Here is a 17704-nt window from a genome sequence, read left to right as displayed (position 1 = left end):
TGTGTGAATCTGAACGATCGAAGGAGATCAAACCGTGGTGAAGATCGATCCGGACCGGTTACTGACCGATCTCAAGCGCCTGCGCAACTTCGGCGCCACAGGCCCCGGCGTTGTACGCCTCGCGCTTTCGCCAGTGGACCTTGAGTCGCGCCGTTGGCTCGCTGGGCGCATGGCGGAGGCGGGTCTCGATGCCGTCATCGATGGTGTGGGGACTGTATTCGGCCGCTCGCGCAAAAGTGGGCCCGCGCTCGTGATCGGCTCTCATACCGACACGCAGCCCACTGGCGGCTGGCTGGACGGCGCGATGGGCGTCATCTATGGATTGGAGATCGCTCGCGCGCTGGCTGAAAACGACACGACGAGTCATCTCGCGGTCGACGTGGCGTCATGGATCGACGAAGAGGGGACCTTTTCCGGCTTGCTCGGTAGCCGCAGTTTCGTTGGCGAGCCCGTTGAGGAGTCGATCCGGCGTGCAGCGAATCGGGAAGGCCAGCACCTTCAGGACGTGCTCGAAGCCGCCGGTCTTGCCGGTCTGCCGCGCGCCCGCTTCGAGCAAGGCCGGCACGTTGCTTACCTTGAGCCGCATATCGAGCAGGGCGGACGGCTCGAAGCCGCTGGGAAATCCATCGGCGTGGTCACCACGATCGTCGGGCTTCGCGAACTGCGGTTGCGTTTCACGGGGCAACGCAATCATGCCGGCACCACGCCCATGTCGATCCGGCGCGATGCCGGCGCGGCGCTGGTCGCCTTTATCCCGCAGATGAACGACGCATTCGCGCAACTCGCGGATGCCGATACCGTATGGACCGTGGGACGCATTGACCTCGACCCGGGCTCGCTTAGCGTCGTGCCGGGGGGGGCCGACATGTACCTGCAATTCCGCGACGCGAACACCGCGCGCCTGCAGGCGATGGAAGAGACGCTTGTGGCGCTCGTGCGGGACTTCAATGCGCAAGGTCCTCTGAATGTGGAACTGACGAGCGTTGATGAGCCTATGGAGCCTGTGACGATGGACGCGGCGCTCGCGGCGCATCTCGCGAGTGCCGCCGATGCCGTCGCGCCGGGGCAATGGCTGCGCATGCCGAGCGGGGCCGCGCACGATGCGCAGGTGATCGCGCGTTGCATGCCGGCCTGCATGATGTTTGTGCCGAGCATTGGCGGCGTGAGCCACGACTTTATCGAAGATACGGCTGAGGAACATATCGTCCTCGGCTGCCAGGTGGCGGCCACGGCGGCGGCCGCTATTCTTCAGGAGCAGTGGGCGAGGCAATCGTGATGCACCCGGACGAGCATGGTGATTTTATCGTGCGCAACATGGCGGCCGACGACGTAGCATTGTCGGTCGAATGGGCTGCGGTGGAAGGATGGAACCCCGGCCTGCACGATGCCGAATCCTTTCGTGCCGGGGATCCTGGCGGGTTTTTTATCGGCGAGTGGCGCGGCGAACCGGTTGCGTGCATATCCGCAGTCGCCTACGGCGAACACTTTGGCTTTATCGGTCTGTATATCGTGAAGCCGGCGTTTCGTGGTAGAGGCTTCGGGATGCGCGTCTGGCAGCACGGCATGGACTATCTGCGTCACCGCAATGTCGGATTGGATGGTGTCGTCGCTCAACAGGCGAATTACAGAAAGTCCGGCTTTCGGCTTGCGTATCGCAACATTCGTTTTCAGGGTGTCGTTCAAGCCATCGCCCAGGACGCGACACGGTCGACCATTTTGAGTGCGTCGGCGTTGCCGTTCGAACCGCTGTTTGACTACGATCGCCAGTGCTTTCCCGCCGCGCGTGAGCGGTTTCTCGCGGCGTGGCTCCGACAACCCGGCGCCATCGCGCAGGTCGCAGTTCGCGACGGTCAGGTTGCAGGCTACGGCGTGCTGCGCCGTTGCAGAACGGGATGCAAGATTGGACCGCTCTTCGCCGATAGTGATGAGATTGCGGGCGATCTGTTCGATGCGTTGGCGGCGCGCGTGCCGGGCGAGGTCCTCGTCCTCGATGTGCCGGAGACTAACCCCGCTGCCGTTGCGCTGGCCGAGCGGCATGGCATGACGAGCGTCTTTGAAACCGCGCGGATGTACACGCAGGAACCGCCAACTATCCAGATCAAACGTGTGTTTGGCGTGACGTCATTCGAGCTCGGATGAGCGGAGCGCAGGTTTGCTCCTTTGCGTGGGTTGCCGTCTGCGGCGCGTCTTATGAACCGCAGGCGGCAAGCACATCGTTTGATACGCGCGTATGCGCTACTTCCATTTTGCTCCGAGCTTCTCCAGCCCGGCCTTCATGAGATCTTCCGGCACCATGGCGACGCGCAGTTCGACGTCGGCGTTGAATTTCAGAAACCACGGTTCCGCCAGCGCGGGAATTCCCGATGGATCATCGAGGTTTACCACCAGCACTGCACCGCGTGTGCCGTTCTGCTCGGTGAAGTAGGCGGCCTCCGGTTTCATTTCTTCAAGTATTTTCCCCATTACTTCGCCGGCAGTGCCTTCGCGCACCAGCGTGTTGAACGGTTCGTGAGGTATCCGTACGTTGAGAAGCATGCGCATGTCATCCTCCTGGTTGATGCCCAAAGGGCATCTTAAGGATAGGTGCTTTATGCGCTGCGAGCGTCAGGGTTAGCACGGGCGAGGCCGCCGCCGTTATTCCGTTTCGCTATCGTCGGTGTCGGTGTCGGCATTGGTGCTCGCCGCCGCATGATCCATCGCGTTGGCCGCCAACGTAGTCGCCAGTTCCGGATGCGCTTCCTTGCGTTCGCTGTAGCGATCGGTCAGGTAGTCCGAACGGTCGCGCACCAGCAATGTGAACTTGTACAGTTCCTCCATCACGTCGACGAGGCGATCGTAGTAGGCGGAGGGTTTCATCCGGCCGCCGGCGTCGAATTCCTGATATGCCTTCGCCACCGACGACTGATTTGGGATCGTCACCATCCGCATCCATCGGCCCAGCACACGTAGCGCGTTGACTGCGTTGAACGATTGTGAGCCGCCGCATACCTGCATCACCGCGAGCGTGCGTCCTTGCGTGGGGCGCACGCCTCCGCTTTCGAGCGGCAGCCAGTCGATCTGATTCTTGAACACGGCCGTGAGCGTGCCGTGACGCTCCGGGCTGCACCAAACCTGTCCCTCCGACCACTCCGACAGTTTGCGCAGCTCGACGACCTTCGGATGATCGGCCGCTACGCTGTCCGTGATCGGCAAGTCGTGTGGATCGAAGACCCGTGTTTCAGCGCCGAACTGACGCAGGATGCGTTCGGCTTCGAGTGTGAGCAGCTTGCTGAACGATGTGGGGCGCAGCGACCCGTACAGCAGCAGAATGCGCGGAGCATGCTGGGAAACCGTGTGGGCTTCGAGTTTTTGCAGATCCGGCGTGTGGAAATGTGGGCTGCTGACGTTGGGCAGATTTCCGGGCATCAACGAATCCTCCGTCCGGCGCTGTCGGTCACATGCTCGCCGTCCTCTTTTATAAACGCCCCTTGTTGCGCCGCGGGCAGGATATCGAGCACGACCTCGGAGGGTCTGCATAAACGCACGCCGAGCGGGGTGACCACAATCGGGCGATTGATGAGGACCGGATGCGCCAGCATTGCATTGAGCAGTTGCTCGTCGCTCAAGGAGGTTTCCGCGAGGGCGAGTTCGGCATACGGCGTGCCCTTCTCGCGCAGTATGGCGCGCACGGTGAGGCCCGCGCATTCGATCAGACTCTTCAGCGTGGCTCGATCAGGCGGATTCTTCAGATACTCGATGACGTCAGGCTCGATACCGGCATTGCGGATCATTGCCAGCGTGTTGCGCGAGGTGCCGCAATCCGGGTTGTGATAGATGGTGACGTTCATTCTTCGCAGCAGCCCGGGAGGTCGCTGGCGGCGCATGTTGCGCCGGCGCAGCAGTTTTCGGTCAGGAAGGCGATCAGACCCGTCATTGCGTCGAAATTCGCCGAATAGATGATGAAGCGCCCGTCCTGCCGCGGTTTCACCAGTTCGGCATGCGACAGGTCCTTGAGGTGGAACGAGAGGCTTGAAGGAGAAAGCCCAAGCTGCTGCGCGATTTCGCCGGCGGCCAAGCCGTCGGGCCCGGCAATGACCAGCAAACGGAAGATCGCCAGCCGCGATTCATGAGCGAGTGCGCCAAGGGCGCGTACAACGAGGTTCGAGTCCATAGCCAAACGATACGCCGATCGTTTGAATATTTCAAGCATTGTTGAAATGATGTGCCGAGCTAGTACAATCCATAGGTATGAGCCGCCTCACTCCAACTCCTCTCGCCCTCGGAATCGCGCTGAAGCGCTGGCGCTTACTGCATCGCGTGAAGCAAACGCATGCGGCCGAGATTTTCAGTGTTGCCCAATCGACCGTCTCGCGATGGGAAGCAGGCCTTCAGGAGATGGAGCCCGCGGAGCGAGTCAAGGTGGAGCGGCTGCTGGCGGCGCGCCTCGAATCGGCCGCCGATCGTGCGCTCGATCGGCTCGTCACTGAAAGCCCGCGAGAAGTTCACCTGGTCTGCGATTTCACGCATCGCCTGCTGGCGTGCTCGTCGTCGCGTGCCGCTCAATTTGGTGTTCCTGTCGCCGCCCTTCTTGGACGCTCACTCTGGCGTTACGCGACGCCAGAGATCATGGCGAAAGAGCACTTGCTCGACGACCTGGGCTGGCGCAGCGTCCTCGCGCCTTTGCCGCTGGAGTTCGGCAGCGGTGTCAATCATTCGTCGCATGTGCCGATCCACGATAGCCGTTGCCGCTGGACCCGCATGACGCTTTCCGACGGCACAGCAGTGCGCCTCGTCGAAACGCTCTAGCCGGTTCATCGCCGAACCGGTCTTTGCGCGGCGCGCATATCTTATGCGTGTACTGCCGGACGCCATGCCGGTACGATCGGCACCGGGAAATGATGCCAATCCAGTTCGTTAAGTCGACCGGATGGGCTGCATAGGGGACCGTCGGAGAAACGCACATGAGCAACAAAAATCTGGAAGGGAAACTCGAGTTTCTGCGCGAAGCGGAAAAACTCAAAGACGTGCTGAGAAGTGCGCATACCTCGTCGGGCCGCAACGAGAGCACGGCGGAACACAGTTGGCGCTTGTGTCTGATGGCCATCACCTTCGAAGACGAATTGGGCGATCTGGATTTCGTCAGGGTTCTGAAGATGTGCGTGATCCACGATCTGGGCGAAGCGCTTCATGGCGACATTCCCGCGATTGAACAGCTTGCGATTTCGAACAAGAGCGAACAGGAGCGGCGTGATCTGGTGACACTGGCTCACACGCTGGACGAATCGACCCGGGATAACATCCTGTCGCTATGGGATGAGTACGAGAGCGCCGCCTCGCCGGAGGCCAGGGCCGTTAAGGCACTGGATAAGCTTGAAACGCTGCTTCAGCACAATCAAGGGAAAAACCCCGAGAATTTCGATTACGAATTCAATCTCGGATACGGCAGGAAGTACACGGACGCAACGGCCTTGTTCAAGGCGCTTCGCGAGATGCTCGACGACGAGACCCGCCGCAACATGCAAAAGAATCCCGCGGCGTGACACTCAATGTACGGCCGGAATTACCCACCGATGCTCTGGCGATCGAGCAACTCACTATCGCCGCTTTCGAGAATGCGCCGCATACGAACGGTGCTGAGTACTTCATCGTGAATGCCTTACGACGCGCAGGGCAACTGTCGATTTCACTGGTCGCGCAAGATGAGGGCGAGATCGTCGGGCATGTTGCGCTGTCGCCGGTAGCCATCTCGGACGGTGCAACGGGCTGGTACGGTTTGGGCCCGATTTCGGTGTTGCCAGGCTATCAAGGGCAGCGCATCGGATTGCAACTGATGGAGTGGGCACTGTCCGAATTGCGGCGTCTGGGTGCCGGTGGATGCGTGGTTCTCGGCGACCCTGCCTACTATGGGCGCTTCGGCTTCACGACCACGCCTCACCTGGTACTCCCGGGTGTGCCTCCCGAGTATTTTCAGGCTATTTCACTCGGCGGCGCCTGGCTTGCGGGCAATGTGACCTATCACGAGGCATTCAACGCCACCGAATGAGGCCACCGCAGCGGCCTCATAGGGGTCAGTTGCCGAACAACGAGGTCTGCGTCCCACGGCTGGGCGCCGGACGTGGTGATTTCGCCGGCGCTGCCCGGCCGATCGTTTCCGGCGCGGTGGCTGAAGGCGCAGCCGAATCCGCGGCCGCTTCCAGCGAAGTCTGCCCAGCTTCGAGCGACAGAAGAAACATCTTGTTTGCCAGTCCGCCGGCAAAGCCGGTCAGATCGCCCGACGCGCCGATTACCCGATGACACGGCGCCACGATCGAGATCGGATTCCTGCCGTTCGCCGCGCCCACAGCCCGCACCGCGTTGATGTTGCCGATTTGCGTAGCGATGTCGGAATAGCTGCGCGTCTCGCCGAACGGAATCGTCAGGAGCGCGGCCCAAACCTTCTTCTGGAAGTCCGTTCCCCGGAAGTCGAGTTCAAGATCGAACCGGTCTCTCGTCCCTGCAAAATATTCGTTCAACTGCCGCTCGGTTTCGAGCAGGATTGGGCGATCATCCGCTTCGACCATCTCCGGCAGACGCACCCGATTCGGCTTGTCGTTTTCCCACAGAATCGCGGCAAGCCGACTGCCGTTTGCAACGAGCTTTAGCTCGCCGACGGGAGAATTCATTAACCTGTATGCGTAAGTCACTTTGCCTGGTTCCTTGCTAGCTGGAGGCTGAGATGGCTTAAGGCGAGGCTGCGAACTCGCTGTGCCATGGCTCCGATACCTGACAGCTTAACCCTCGCCTTCGCTGAGGTCACGCCGGATCTTGCTATCCAATTCCGCGCGCGGCTGGCGACTCAGTAGAATTGATACCCTTGACACATCGCTCACCGGTAACCGGAACGCTTCTCTACAACTGTGACAACCACCCTCGAACAACTGCGGGCCGGACAACTGGCGGGGACGCGCCGACTCAAACTGGCGTGCGGACTGAGCGAATTTCCCCGTGAGATTTTCGATCTGGCCGACACGCTTGAAATTCTCGATCTCTCGGGCAATGCGCTTTCGACGCTGCCCGACGACTTTCCACGGCTCAGCAAGCTGCGTGTCATCTTTGCTTCTGACAACCCGTTCACAGAATTGCCGGAAGTTCTCGGGCAGTGCGCGCAACTGAGCATGGTTGGCTTCAAGGCAAACCGCATCCGCAAGGTTTCGGGGAAATCCTTGCCACCGCTGCTGCGCTGGCTGATCCTCACCGACAACGAGATCGAAGCACTGCCGCCGGAAATCGGCGCCTGCATGCAACTTCAGAAGCTGATGCTTGCCGGTAACCGGTTGCGTACATTGCCCGAGGAATTAGCCGCCTGCTCGCGGCTCGAACTGCTGCGTCTCGCGGCGAACCAACTCAGCGGACTGCCTGCGTGGTTGCTGCGCCTGCCACGGCTTTCCTGGCTGGCTTTCGCCGGCAATCCGTTCAGCGAAGCGCTGGAGACGGCGGCACTGATCGATACACCGACTACCGATATTCAATGGGACGCGTTGAAACTCGAACAGCAGCTAGGTGAGGGGGCGTCCGGTGTCATCTATCGTGCGGCGCTTCTCGCCCGTCATGACGACGCGAGCCGGCCTGTGGCCGTCAAGTTGTTCAAAGGCGCGGTAACGAGCGATGGATTGCCGGACTGCGAGATGGCGGCCTGCATTCGTGCCGGCGATCATCCGAATCTGATTCCGGTGGTGGGCAAAGTGAAGGACCATCCGGCAGACGCACATGGCCTGGTGATGGAACTGATCGATCCGCAATTTACGAACCTTGCCGGACCACCGAGCCTCGAGTCATGCACGCGTGACGTCTACGGTACAGACACGCGCTTCGCGTCGGCTTCGGTGTTAGGCATTGCATACGGCGTGGCGTCGGCGGCGTGTCACCTGCATCGACAAGGTGTGATGCATGGGGATCTATACGCACACAATATTCTGCACGGAGGGCAGGGGCGCGCGTTGCTAGGCGACTTTGGTGCGGCGTCTTTCTACGCTACTGGTGATCGAGACGCTAGCACTGCACTGCAGCGCCTCGAAGTCAGAGCGTATGGTTGTCTGCTCGAGGAGTTGATCGATCGATGCGACTGGCTGGATTCGGACGTGGACATCGCCGCGAAGCTGGTGGCGTTGAAAGAGAATTGTCTGCGCGACGATATTGGCAACCGGCCGTTGTTCGACGAAATCGCCGCTGTTTTGCGGCAGCTAACGGGCCGTGGCGATCGGGACGCAGCAACGTTGGCCGCGGGTTGATCCGTTTTGTGTAAACACAATGCAGCCATTCGTCCGTGTGGTCTAAGGAGCGAAAATCAATGACGCAGAAGATGCGCCGCCGCGTGCTGATTGCCGGCACACTTGCTGCGGCAGGCCTGACAGGTGCGACTCGTGTCGATGCAATGCAGGGTGGCAAGCTGAAGATCGCCCTCGTGCTGAAGTCGATGGCTGATCCGTTCACGGTGGCGATGGCGAATGCTGCGCAGAATTATCAGAAGCACTATGCATCGCAATTCGACTTGACCATTCGCGGAACGGCAACGGAGGGTAATACTGCCGCGCAGATCCGGATGGTGGATGAGTTGATCAAGGCCAGAATGAATGCGATCGTCATCGCACCGACCGATTCGAAGGCGCTAACCGCGGTCGTGGCGCGTGGGATCAAGGCCGGCATCATCATGATCACCATCGACAACCCGCTCGATGGGGCGTTGCAGGACGCCGCCCACATCTCCGTGCCTTTCGTCGGCCCGAATAACCGTAAGGGCGCGAAGCAGGTGGGCGATTATCTTGCAGGCCGGCTCAAGGCGGGCGACCAGGTCGGGATCGTCGAAGGTAGTTCCGCCGACCGCAATGCGCAGCAACGCACGGCCGGCAGCAAAGACGCGATGAACGCGGCCGGCATGAAGATCGTCGCCATACAAGCCGGCGACTGGGACTATGGGAAAGGACGGGACGTTGCGTCGAAAATGCTAGCGGATTATCCGCAAATCCGTGCGTTGGTGTGCGGCAACGACAATATGGCAATGGGGGCGGTGGATGCTGTCCGCGATGCCGGGAGAACCGGCGGTGTTTATGTCACCGGGTATAACGACAGCGATGCGATCAAGCCGCTGCTCGCCGACGGGCGCGTACTCGCGACGATGAACCAGTTTGCCGAGCGGCAAGCCGTGTTTGGCATTGATGTGGCGTTGAAGGCAGTCACTGAGCAGAGAAAGCAGAGCGAATTGTCGCGAGTGATAGAGACGCCATTGCAATTGGTGACGAGCGTGAATCATTGACGTACGAGATACATGTCGTTCTGAACGTCACGGGTTAGACGGGTTAGGCCTGTTAGACGGCAGGCGAGCGGTTTTGCTCGCCTGCGCTGCGTGTCGAAGACTGCCGCTGCCCATCGCATGATTTAATCCACCTTGACCTTGTGCGGCTTGGTCGCCTTTTCGAGCTTGTTGTACTCGAATTCCGGCACGGACTTCAGCGCGTCCTTCGTCGCCCCGGCGAGGAAAAGATTGCCGTCACGGATCTCGAAGTGATCGACCGAAATCGCCACGTAATGCTTGCCCATGCCGAGGAAGCCGCCAACCGACACGACCGCGTAGGTTGCCTTACGATCCGGCGAGATAATCACATCGTAGATGCTGCCGATTTTGTCGTTGAGATCGTTGTAGACCGGTTCGTCGATAAGCGCGCGGCGCACACTCCAGCCTTTTAACAGCGCGTTGGTCTGCTCAACCGTGCCGCCGAGCGGCTGCAGCCCGGCGACCTGAGCGGTGGCGCCCTGCGAGGCGCAGATAGCGGCGAGAGCGGCGGCGCAGATCAGTGTTTTTACTTTCATTTTCGGCTCCTGGTTGTCTGTCGAGCAATAAGCCTCGTACCAGGAATAAGTGGTAGCAAGTGACGTGCCCGGGCGATGCATAAACGGCTTAACAGCCAGTGGGCCGCCGTACGGCGCGAAGTCACCACATCCCACACAGGAATCGGCTGTGTGACTATTTCGCGTGGCGCCGGTTCATCCGAACGTGCGAAACGTAGTCCTGCACACTTGCATAAACTGTTCGACCAACGCTGACCGCTCGCCGTTAATGGCCACGCTCGCGACGACTGGAATCGCGATCTCCGGCGCAAGTAGCACTACATTCAGTCCCTGAGCGCGTGCGGAAAGCGCAGCGATTTCGTCGACGATGGTCACGACTTTCGAACGTGCCGCGAGCGCTACGAGGGAGTGATACGACTGTGCGGTGACGCTCGTGCGGACCGTGATCGAGAGTTCTTCGAGTCGTTTCGCCAGTAGCCGTCCGAGTGGATCGGCCGGATCCGGTCCAATGATCTCGCGGCCTTCGAGCTCGCTGATTTCCATGAAGGGCGCCTCGTCGAGGACGTCCGGATGACCCACGCAGACGAGCCGGCTCGACGCCAGTTCGATCTCCTTAATGGCAGGATGAGAGACGCTGTGATAGAGGACACCGATATCCGCTTCCATCAGGGCGATATTGGCGACCGCTGTTGCCGAGTAATCCGAGCGAATGGACAGCTTGACATCCGGATGCAACGCCTTGAATGCGAGTGCCGCGTCCGCCACGACTGTCTGCGCCATGGCCGGGGCGGCCAGAATGCGGATCGAAGATTCATCGGTTCCGCCGCGCAGGTTTTCCGCGAGCCTTTGAACCGCCTGCAACTGTTCATCCAGTCGCGTGATCTCCGGAAACAGCGTTTGCGCCTCGCGAGTCGGAATCAGCTTGCCACGGACCCGTTCGAACAGCGGATAGCCAAGCTGGCGCTCCGCACTCTGCAGCGTTTGCGTGATCGCCGGCTGGGTGAGCGACAGGAGCGCGGCCGCGGCCTTGAGCGTGCCGGTCACTCGGATCGCGTTCACTACTTCAATGTGCCTGAGTCTCATTGGATGCTCGTCGAATGTCGACTTTCGCCGGATTCAGCAGATTCTAAAGCGCAAGGGGCGAGCGATCCGGCAAGTCAAAAAACGGGACGCAGACAATCTTTGCCGTCACGCGTTTTTCAGCACGTTCTCGTGAGCAGAAGCAGGGTATGTCCGCTTGCGAAAGTAAAGAATGCAGACCAGCGCGATCACGGCAGTGACCATAACGTAATAAGCGGGCACGAACTTGCTGCCCGTTTCGTTTGCAATCCACGTGCAGATCATCAGCGATAAACCGCCGAACACGGCGAAAGTCAGGTTATGGACAAGCGCGATGCTGGTGGTCCGCGTGCTATGTGGAAACAGTTCCGCGACGAACGCCGGCATTGCGCCCTGGAACACCATGACGCACGCCGTTAGCCCGGTAACGCAGAAAACATAGACGCCGACTGTGGGGGACGCGACCATCAGGTGAAACGCAGGAATCGTCAGGACGATGGTAAGCAGCGTGCCCGTCGTGATGAGCGCAAGCCGGCCAATACGATCCGACAGTGCGCCGAAGACCGGCGGCAATACGATCTGTGCGACCGAATAGCCAATCGCGCCCCACATCGAATCGACAGGGCTCATTCCCAACACCTTCTGTGCGTACAGCGGAATGAAGACGCCCAGCAGATAGTTCGTCGAAGCGGCGAGTGAATACAGGCCGATAGCCGCGGCGATCCGCGCTTTGGCCGTCGCGAACGTATCGCGGATTGGATTGCGTTCGTGAGCGGATGCCTCGAATTCGGGCGTTTCGTCGACGCGCCGGCGAATCCAGTAGCCGAACGGCACGATCGCGAGGCCGATCAGAAACGGCACACGCCAGCCCCACGACGCCAGCGTGTCCGGGGTCATCAGCCTGTTTACACCGAGCCCGACGATACTCGCGAGGCCCGTGGCAAGGCCAATGCCGACCACCTGATAACTCGCGAAGTACCCTTTCACTCCCTTCGGTGCGTGCTCTGTGACGAAGGAGACGGTCGAGCCGAACTCGCCACCCGCGGAGAAACCCTGCAGGACTTTGCCGAGCACGAGGATTGCCGTACCGATGACGCCGAATGTCGCGTAAGTGGGCGCGCAGGCGATCACGAGCGTGCCGATGCCCATCAGCCAGATGGTGAGCATCATGCCGGCTTTGCGGCCGTGCCTGTCGCTGTATGCGCCGATCGCCATCGCGCCGAGCGGCCGGATGAAATAGCTGACGCCGAAGGTCGCGGCAGCGGCGAGCATCGACGTGTAGGCGTCGCCTGTCGGGAAGAAAGCCCTGGCAATGACGACAGCCAGAAAGCCGTAGACGAACAGGTCGTAGAACTCGAGCATGTTGCCCACCAGCGCGGAGGCCAGGATGCGTCGAAATTTTCTGCGTTGCTCAGGACTTAGAACTTTATCGCTGGACATGATATTTCCTTTTCCGATGCGAGGAGCGTAGGGCGGCGCTGCATCGGCGGCGCATTCCGGCGGCGAGGGCAATGAGGTCGTGACAGACGCGGGCGGATTTAAAGGCCAGCGGGTGCGCTCAGGTAGTCGAAAGCAGTGAGAGCGAAGATTTCACCAAGCGCGCGCAATTCGTCGATGTACACGTGCTCGTCGGATGAGCCCATGTTGTAGGACGTCAAGCCGCAGACCACGGTGGGGACACCGTGTTGCCGGTAGAGCCGTGCATCGGAGGCGCCGACACGCATGTTGACGACCGGCTGCGTGCCGAGCTTCGCAGTGCAATGACGGCTGAGCGTTTGAATGATTTCGTGATCGGGCGCGGTCCAACTCGGTTCGTAACGCCGTGTGATTTCCAGCGAGACGCCCGGATGACGCGCAACGATTTCCTCGATGCGGCTTTCGATTTCCGCGACCGAAACGCCGACTGGCAACCGGATATCGGCGGTAGCGGTGGCGTGGTCCGCGATCAGATTCGACAGACGTCCGCCGCTGACCGTACCGAAGGTGATGGTGACCTGTCGCAAGACATCGCTTTCTCCAGCGCCGGAGATAAGCTCGGATGTCTCGCTCGAACGGGCGATGGCTGCCAGCACTTCAGCCGGCGCGTTCACGGGATAGTCGCGCACCGTTTTGAGTTGCTGGATTGCGTCGAGAAGTTTCTCGATTGCGCTGTCGCCCTTGTGTACATGGGCCGCGTGTGCCGACTTGCCGGTTGCATCGAGACGCAGCCAGATCATGCCTTTCTCGCCGAAGCGCAGCACATTGGGCGATCCGGTGTCGGCGCTGATCATCGCGTCGCCGGCTGCGTGCGGAACATGATTCAACAGATAGCCGGTGCCTTCCGTGCCCATGCTTTCTTCATCGCCGGCGAAGGTGGCGATGACTTCGCCCGCGAATGAATCGCGCAGAGCGGCGAGCTGACGCAAGGCGAACACGATGGCGGCGACGCCCCCCTTCATGTCCGATACGCCCAATCCGTAGAGCTTCCCGTCGCGCTCCTCACCGTTTGGATCGGCCGACCATTGTTGGGCGTTGACGAGCGGGAAGGTGTCCAGGTGGCCGTTGAAAACCAGCCGACGCCCGGGGCGCGCACCACGCACGCGCACCACGAGGTTCATGACATGCGGGAGCGTGCCGAATCGCTCGACTTCCGCGCCGGAGCCTTCGAACATCGCTTCGATCCTGTCGGCGACTGCATGCGTATCGCCCGGTGGGTAGGCGCTGGGAACGGCAACCAGGGTGCGTGCGAGATCGACGATCTGATGACTGGATCGGGATGCGGCATCCCGGAGGGCGTGACGCAAGTGGGCAATCCCGGCATCGCCTGAGACTAGGACATCGGCTACCATTTCTGACCTCCATCGGATTGGCGCGCTGCGAGCCGGTGGGCTGGCAGCGCCATTGATCCGATAGTCAGTAGCCGATTTATTCGCGTCTAATCAGCCAAAAACGTGACGGTATAAGTAAAAGTTAATCGGTGGTACCCGGTTAGGGTCGTTGATGCGCCGTCATGCCGGACGCAACCTGGCATTGCGATCACACGCGCACGCTTTCCTCGATAGCCTGCTCGATGATCGATAGCCCCCGATCGACCTCAGCCTCGGCAATCGTCAGCGGTGGAGCAAGGCGGAAGACGTCCCCAAATCCCGGCAACTGAACAATATTCATGTGCAAGCCGAGTTCGAGGCAGCGACGCGTGATTGCAGCGGAAAGAGCCGGGGCCGCTGTTTTCGTTGATCTGTTGCCGACGATTTCGATCCCGAGCATCAACCCACGTCCGCGCACATCGCCAATACATTCGAAGCGGCTTTGAAGCGTCTCCAGACCCTCTCGCAACCGGGCACCGATTTTCCCGGCGCGCTGGACCAGACCATCCCGCTCGATGATTTCGATGACCTTGAGGCCGACAGCGGCCGGCATCGGATCCGACACGTGCGTCGTATAGAAGAGGAACCCCCGTTCGTGTGCCTGATTCTCGATGTCCTGGGTTGTCAGCACGGCAGCGAGTGGAAGACCGGCACCAAGTGTTTTGGATAAGGTCAGGATGTCGGGCACCACACCGTCACGCTCACACGCGAACATGGTTCCGGTTCTTCCCATGCCGGTTTGAGCTTCGTCCACGATCAGGAGCATGCCGCGCTCGGCACATTTCGCCTTTAGCGCTCGCATATATCCTTGCGGCAGATCGATCAGGCCACCCGAACTCAGGATCGGCTCGGCGATGAACGCTGCGAGGCTGCCGCAAGACTGCCTGTCGATCAGGTCGAATGCATAGTCGAGTTCAGCCGCCCAGTCATACGTACCGTTGCGTTCGAATCGTGGCCGGTACGGATAGGGCGCCGGAATGGCAAAAGACCCCACGGCGGCGGGACCGTAACCCTTGCGACCGGCGCTGTAGGTGGCCGAAGCTGCGCCGCTCGTCATGCCGTGCCATGATTGCGCGAAGCTGATGATTTCGTGCCGGCCGGTCACGAGCTTTGCCATCTTGATCGCTGCTTCGTTGGCTTCTCCACCGGTGCTGAGCAGCAAGGAACGTTCGAGTCCCGCCGGCGCAATGGCCGCGAGGCGGCTTGCCAGATCCACCACCGGGCGCGAGAGCATCCCGCTGAAAAGGTGAGTGAGGTTACGTGCGCTTTCGGCGATGACTTCAGCGATTTCTGGATGAGAGTGGCCTAGCACGGCACTCATCTGTCCAGAGGTGAAGTCGAGTATCGCGCGGCCACTGGAGTCGTAAACATGGCTGCCGCTGGCCCGCTCGATTATGACGGGCGAGAATGCACCACCGTAGCGGATCAGGTGCCGCTGAGCGTTTGACCAGAAATCGCGATCGGTTTGTGCTGACATGACGGTGTCCAGAGTGACGGGCGGGGGTGCCGAAACTCAATGTAAGCGAATCGCGCCGGCTGGGGGAAACGAAAAGTTGTGATGCCTGCCATTCAAGGAGTTGATGCCCATGTCGCAGCTGGATTTCGATTTGCTCAGGACGTTCGTCGCGATAGCGGACGCCGGATCGCTCACGCGCGCGGCGGCAGAAGTTGGCCGCACGCAATCCGCGATCAGTATGCAACTCAAGAGGATCGAAGAGGTTGTCGATGGCGCGGTGCTAATGCGTACCGCACGCGGCGTGGAATTGACGTCGCGCGGCGATCGGCTGCTGTCGCACGCACGAAGGCTGCTGCGGGCATACGACGAGGCGCTGGTCGACGTGAGCGGTCGTGGGCTCATCGGTTCGGTTCGACTCGGATGTCCCGAGGATTATTGCACCGAGTTTCTCCCGGTCGTGCTTCACGCGATAGCGACGCAGCATCCGCGGGTCGCGCTGGAAGTCGTCTGTGCACCTACACCTTTGCTCGAGAAGATGCTCGACGCACGCCGTGTCGATGTGGCCTTGGTGTCGCTCGTGCCGGAGGGGAACCTGGAGCGGGTGATTCGATGGGAGGACCTGGTGTGGATCGCGTCGCAAGACTTCTATCCGCCAAGCGATGGCCCGCTTCAAATCGCGCTGTCGGTTCCCGAAACGCTGGACCATCAGGCGGCGCGGCGTGTGCTCGAATGCGCCAACATCAGTTACCGCGTGGCTTATGAGAGTGTCAGCAAGGATGGTCTGCTGGCAATCGTGAGGGCGGGCATTGCTGTCGCCGTGCTGACGAGAGGTGCTGTTCCCGCGGATTTGCGGATCGTGCCCGTTGGTGAAATGCTCCCGCCGCTTCCCCGTGTTGGCATTGCGGTCGTTTCGTCCACAGGTGTGGCCGAATCGCTTCTTGTGGAGAGTGTGAAGGACCTCATGACCCGCACCTTGAGAACGATGCCGCCGCTTTGAAGTTAGCCTCATCAGGTTCGGCACATCGGCGTCAGCAATTTCAACCGCGCACTGATGACAGAATCTAGCCGGCTTTTCTGTGGTTCCTCTCGTCTACATCTGGATATCCGTCACGCCCGCACACACCGGAACCCCGCATACACATACTGATAATGCGGCTGAAACCAGTTCCGGAAAGTCGGCCGCAGCATGCATTGCGCAGTGCGCGCCGAGCCACCTTTGATCACATAATGCTGCCCGTCGAAAAAGTTGGCGGAGTAGCCCGGATAAAACGGAAACGCTTCAAATCCCGGCAGCGCGTCGAACACCGTGGAGGTCCACTCCCAGCCATTGCCGAATTGACCTTCCACGCCGAACGCGCTGACGTTATCAGGATGCACGTCGACCGGTTGCGGATCCCAGTTGCGAAAATCGAAATTGCCTGACATTGCGTGCGGTGCGCCGTGCGCCGCGCGCTGCCATTGTGCTTCGCTGGGGAGCGTTTTGCCGGCCCAGCGCGCGTAGGCGCTGGCTTCGGCGTGACTCACATACGCCGGCCAGTCGAGCGGTAGTGGCACTTCGTCGAACATCGTGCGCAGCGTCCATGCGCTGACCTGATCGCTTCCGTTCTGCTGCGACCAGCAGGCGGGGTACGCGATATGTTCGGCTTCCTTCCAGGCCCAATCCCTGGCCGTCCACCACTTCGGTTCGCGATAGCCGCCTGCTTCGACGAACGCGCGAAATTCGCCGTTCGTCACCATGTGGCGGTCGATCTCGAACGCCGGCACGTCGACGCGCATTTCGCCGAACTCGTTGTCCCAACCGAAACGGCCACTTTCGCGCGACATGCCGAGCACCGTTGCGCCAGCCGGCACGCTGACCATCGTCGATAACGACACGGCTCGTTCAGGACCCGTGAGCACCGGCTCCCGCAACTCGCTGACTTTCTGCGCAAGCGGCAACTGATGCAGCATGTACGCGAGCGTTTCCGCATGCATCAGCCGATGCTCGATCGCGACGTTCAGCAACTGCTCGGACGCGTCAGCCTGGGCACCTTCGCGGCCGACACGCGCCGCGTCGCTCAGCGCGTCGAGCTCGCGGTCGATCTGCTCGCGGGCGCTCCGCGCGTAGCCGTGCACGGCGTCGAGCGACGGCCAGTCACCGGGTTGATCGGTCGGAAAACCGCCGTCGACGGGATCGATACCGAAAGCAAAGAGCTGATCGAGGTGTGGATCGAATGCCGGCAGATCGCACAGGCGTTGATCGAAAAGATTACGGTCGAAAGCTTCCAGATGGCCGACGTAAAACACGATCCGGTGGCGCTCACGGATCGGCCGTTCATACAGAAATTCGGGTTTGACAATGGAAAACAGGGCGTCGGACACTTGACGCGCGTCGATCAGACGCTGGACGAGCGGGTGATGCGGGGCGGGGTCGCGATTCATTTCGCCGGGTCTCCTTGCGGGGGACGGACTAAAGACTGTACCTGCTCGCAGGAGCCGTGCCAAGGCGAATGCGCGCTAAAAAAAAGCTGGACGGGGACGTGGCTGCGCGGGCCAGGTCCGG

19 protein-coding genes are annotated in these 17704 nt (G+C 60.7%); 8 read left to right on the top strand and 11 right to left on the bottom strand.

What is annotated here, in order from left to right; all coding sequences use genetic code 11:
* The first annotated feature begins 34 nt into the window (after window positions 1–34).
* Window positions 35–1276: a Zn-dependent hydrolase gene (locus PQR40_RS07105; protein WP_408508676.1), complete on the top strand. Its 1242-nt coding sequence runs from the start codon at window positions 35–37 to the stop codon at window positions 1274–1276.
* On the top strand, window positions 1276–2139 hold the full coding sequence (locus PQR40_RS07100) for a GNAT family N-acetyltransferase (protein WP_408483989.1): 864 nt from the start codon (window positions 1276–1278) through the stop codon (window positions 2137–2139). Before PQR40_RS07105 ends, PQR40_RS07100 begins: the two co-directional genes overlap by 1 nt.
* Before the next feature lie 96 nt (window positions 2140–2235).
* On the opposite strand, the gene PQR40_RS07095 is transcribed toward PQR40_RS07100, so the two are convergent.
* The 4 genes from PQR40_RS07095 to PQR40_RS07080 all read right to left on the bottom strand — a co-directional run bounded on the left by PQR40_RS07095 (window position 2236) and on the right by PQR40_RS07080 (window position 4150).
* A complete protein-coding gene (locus PQR40_RS07095; RefSeq protein WP_408236520.1) occupies window positions 2236–2541 on the bottom strand; it encodes a panthothenate synthetase in 306 nt (101 codons plus the stop codon).
* A 93-nt stretch (window positions 2542–2634) separates the two neighbouring features.
* Window positions 2635–3405: an arsenical resistance protein ArsH gene (gene arsH / locus PQR40_RS07090; protein ID WP_408236517.1), complete on the bottom strand. Its 771-nt coding sequence runs from the start codon at window positions 3403–3405 to the stop codon at window positions 2635–2637.
* Window positions 3405–3827 carry an arsenate reductase (glutaredoxin) gene (gene arsC, locus PQR40_RS07085; protein ID WP_408236514.1) on the bottom strand — a complete coding sequence of 141 codons (423 nt, stop codon included), beginning with the start codon at window positions 3825–3827 and terminating at the stop codon, window positions 3405–3407. The genes arsH and arsC overlap by 1 nt, the downstream gene beginning before the upstream one ends.
* Window positions 3824–4150, bottom strand: coding sequence for an ArsR/SmtB family transcription factor (locus PQR40_RS07080; protein WP_408236511.1), 327 nt, complete (start codon window positions 4148–4150; stop codon window positions 3824–3826). Before PQR40_RS07080 ends, arsC begins: the two co-directional genes overlap by 4 nt.
* Before the next feature lie 77 nt (window positions 4151–4227).
* On the opposite strand from PQR40_RS07080, the gene PQR40_RS07075 reads away from it, so the two are divergent.
* The 3 genes from PQR40_RS07075 to PQR40_RS07065 all read left to right on the top strand — a co-directional run bounded on the left by PQR40_RS07075 (window position 4228) and on the right by PQR40_RS07065 (window position 6022).
* Window positions 4228–4785: a helix-turn-helix domain-containing protein gene (locus PQR40_RS07075; protein WP_408338300.1), complete on the top strand. Its 558-nt coding sequence runs from the start codon at window positions 4228–4230 to the stop codon at window positions 4783–4785.
* A 155-nt stretch (window positions 4786–4940) separates the two neighbouring features.
* On the top strand, window positions 4941–5519 hold the full coding sequence (locus tag PQR40_RS07070) for an HD domain-containing protein (RefSeq protein ID WP_408508675.1): 579 nt from the start codon (window positions 4941–4943) through the stop codon (window positions 5517–5519).
* Window positions 5516–6022: a GNAT family N-acetyltransferase gene (locus PQR40_RS07065; RefSeq protein ID WP_408390292.1), complete on the top strand. Its 507-nt coding sequence runs from the start codon at window positions 5516–5518 to the stop codon at window positions 6020–6022. Before PQR40_RS07070 ends, PQR40_RS07065 begins: the two co-directional genes overlap by 4 nt.
* A gap of 25 nt (window positions 6023–6047) precedes the next feature.
* Here PQR40_RS07065 and PQR40_RS07060 read toward each other — a convergent pair whose 3' ends face one another.
* Window positions 6048–6662 carry a methylated-DNA--[protein]-cysteine S-methyltransferase gene (locus PQR40_RS07060; RefSeq protein ID WP_408236502.1) on the bottom strand — a complete coding sequence of 205 codons (615 nt, stop codon included), beginning with the start codon at window positions 6660–6662 and terminating at the stop codon, window positions 6048–6050.
* 213 nt (window positions 6663–6875) lie between these two features.
* Here PQR40_RS07060 and PQR40_RS07055 point away from each other — a divergent pair, with 213 nt between their 5' ends.
* Both PQR40_RS07055 and PQR40_RS07050 read left to right on the top strand, forming a co-directional pair.
* A complete protein-coding gene (locus tag PQR40_RS07055; RefSeq protein WP_408508674.1) occupies window positions 6876–8246 on the top strand; it encodes a leucine-rich repeat-containing protein kinase family protein in 1371 nt (456 codons plus the stop codon).
* Between the two features lie 59 nt (window positions 8247–8305).
* On the top strand, window positions 8306–9268 hold the full coding sequence (locus PQR40_RS07050) for a substrate-binding domain-containing protein (protein ID WP_408338292.1): 963 nt from the start codon (window positions 8306–8308) through the stop codon (window positions 9266–9268).
* A 122-nt stretch (window positions 9269–9390) separates the two neighbouring features.
* Here PQR40_RS07050 and PQR40_RS07045 read toward each other — a convergent pair whose 3' ends face one another.
* The 5 genes from PQR40_RS07045 to PQR40_RS07025 form a co-directional block, all read right to left on the bottom strand.
* The gene (locus PQR40_RS07045; RefSeq protein WP_408390280.1) at window positions 9391–9822 is read right to left on the bottom strand and encodes a PRC-barrel domain-containing protein; all 432 of its coding nucleotides are present in this window, start codon (window positions 9820–9822) and stop codon (window positions 9391–9393) included.
* A gap of 174 nt (window positions 9823–9996) precedes the next feature.
* Window positions 9997–10884 carry a LysR family transcriptional regulator gene (locus PQR40_RS07040; protein WP_408390277.1) on the bottom strand — a complete coding sequence of 296 codons (888 nt, stop codon included), beginning with the start codon at window positions 10882–10884 and terminating at the stop codon, window positions 9997–9999.
* A gap of 105 nt (window positions 10885–10989) precedes the next feature.
* A complete protein-coding gene (locus PQR40_RS07035; RefSeq protein WP_408390275.1) occupies window positions 10990–12300 on the bottom strand; it encodes an MFS transporter in 1311 nt (436 codons plus the stop codon).
* Between the two features lie 98 nt (window positions 12301–12398).
* Complete coding sequence (locus PQR40_RS07030) at window positions 12399–13688, bottom strand: M20/M25/M40 family metallo-hydrolase (RefSeq protein WP_408390272.1); 1290 nt, start codon at window positions 13686–13688, stop codon at window positions 12399–12401.
* A gap of 187 nt (window positions 13689–13875) precedes the next feature.
* The gene (locus tag PQR40_RS07025) at window positions 13876–15183 is read right to left on the bottom strand and encodes an aspartate aminotransferase family protein (protein ID WP_408228548.1); all 1308 of its coding nucleotides are present in this window, start codon (window positions 15181–15183) and stop codon (window positions 13876–13878) included.
* Between the two features lie 109 nt (window positions 15184–15292).
* Here PQR40_RS07025 and PQR40_RS07020 point away from each other — a divergent pair, with 109 nt between their 5' ends.
* Window positions 15293–16159: a LysR family transcriptional regulator gene (locus PQR40_RS07020; protein WP_408228545.1), complete on the top strand. Its 867-nt coding sequence runs from the start codon at window positions 15293–15295 to the stop codon at window positions 16157–16159.
* A 110-nt stretch (window positions 16160–16269) separates the two neighbouring features.
* Here PQR40_RS07020 and PQR40_RS07015 read toward each other — a convergent pair whose 3' ends face one another.
* Window positions 16270–17583: an SUMF1/EgtB/PvdO family nonheme iron enzyme gene (locus PQR40_RS07015; RefSeq protein ID WP_408228542.1), complete on the bottom strand. Its 1314-nt coding sequence runs from the start codon at window positions 17581–17583 to the stop codon at window positions 16270–16272.
* Between the last annotated feature and the right edge of the window lie 121 nt (window positions 17584–17704).

This window comes from Paraburkholderia sediminicola, assembly GCF_046026855.1.
Classification (GTDB): domain Bacteria; phylum Pseudomonadota; class Gammaproteobacteria; order Burkholderiales; family Burkholderiaceae; genus Paraburkholderia; species Paraburkholderia sediminicola_A.
Note: the sequence above shows the minus strand (reverse complement) of the source record. Positions and strands in the feature narration are given on the sequence as shown.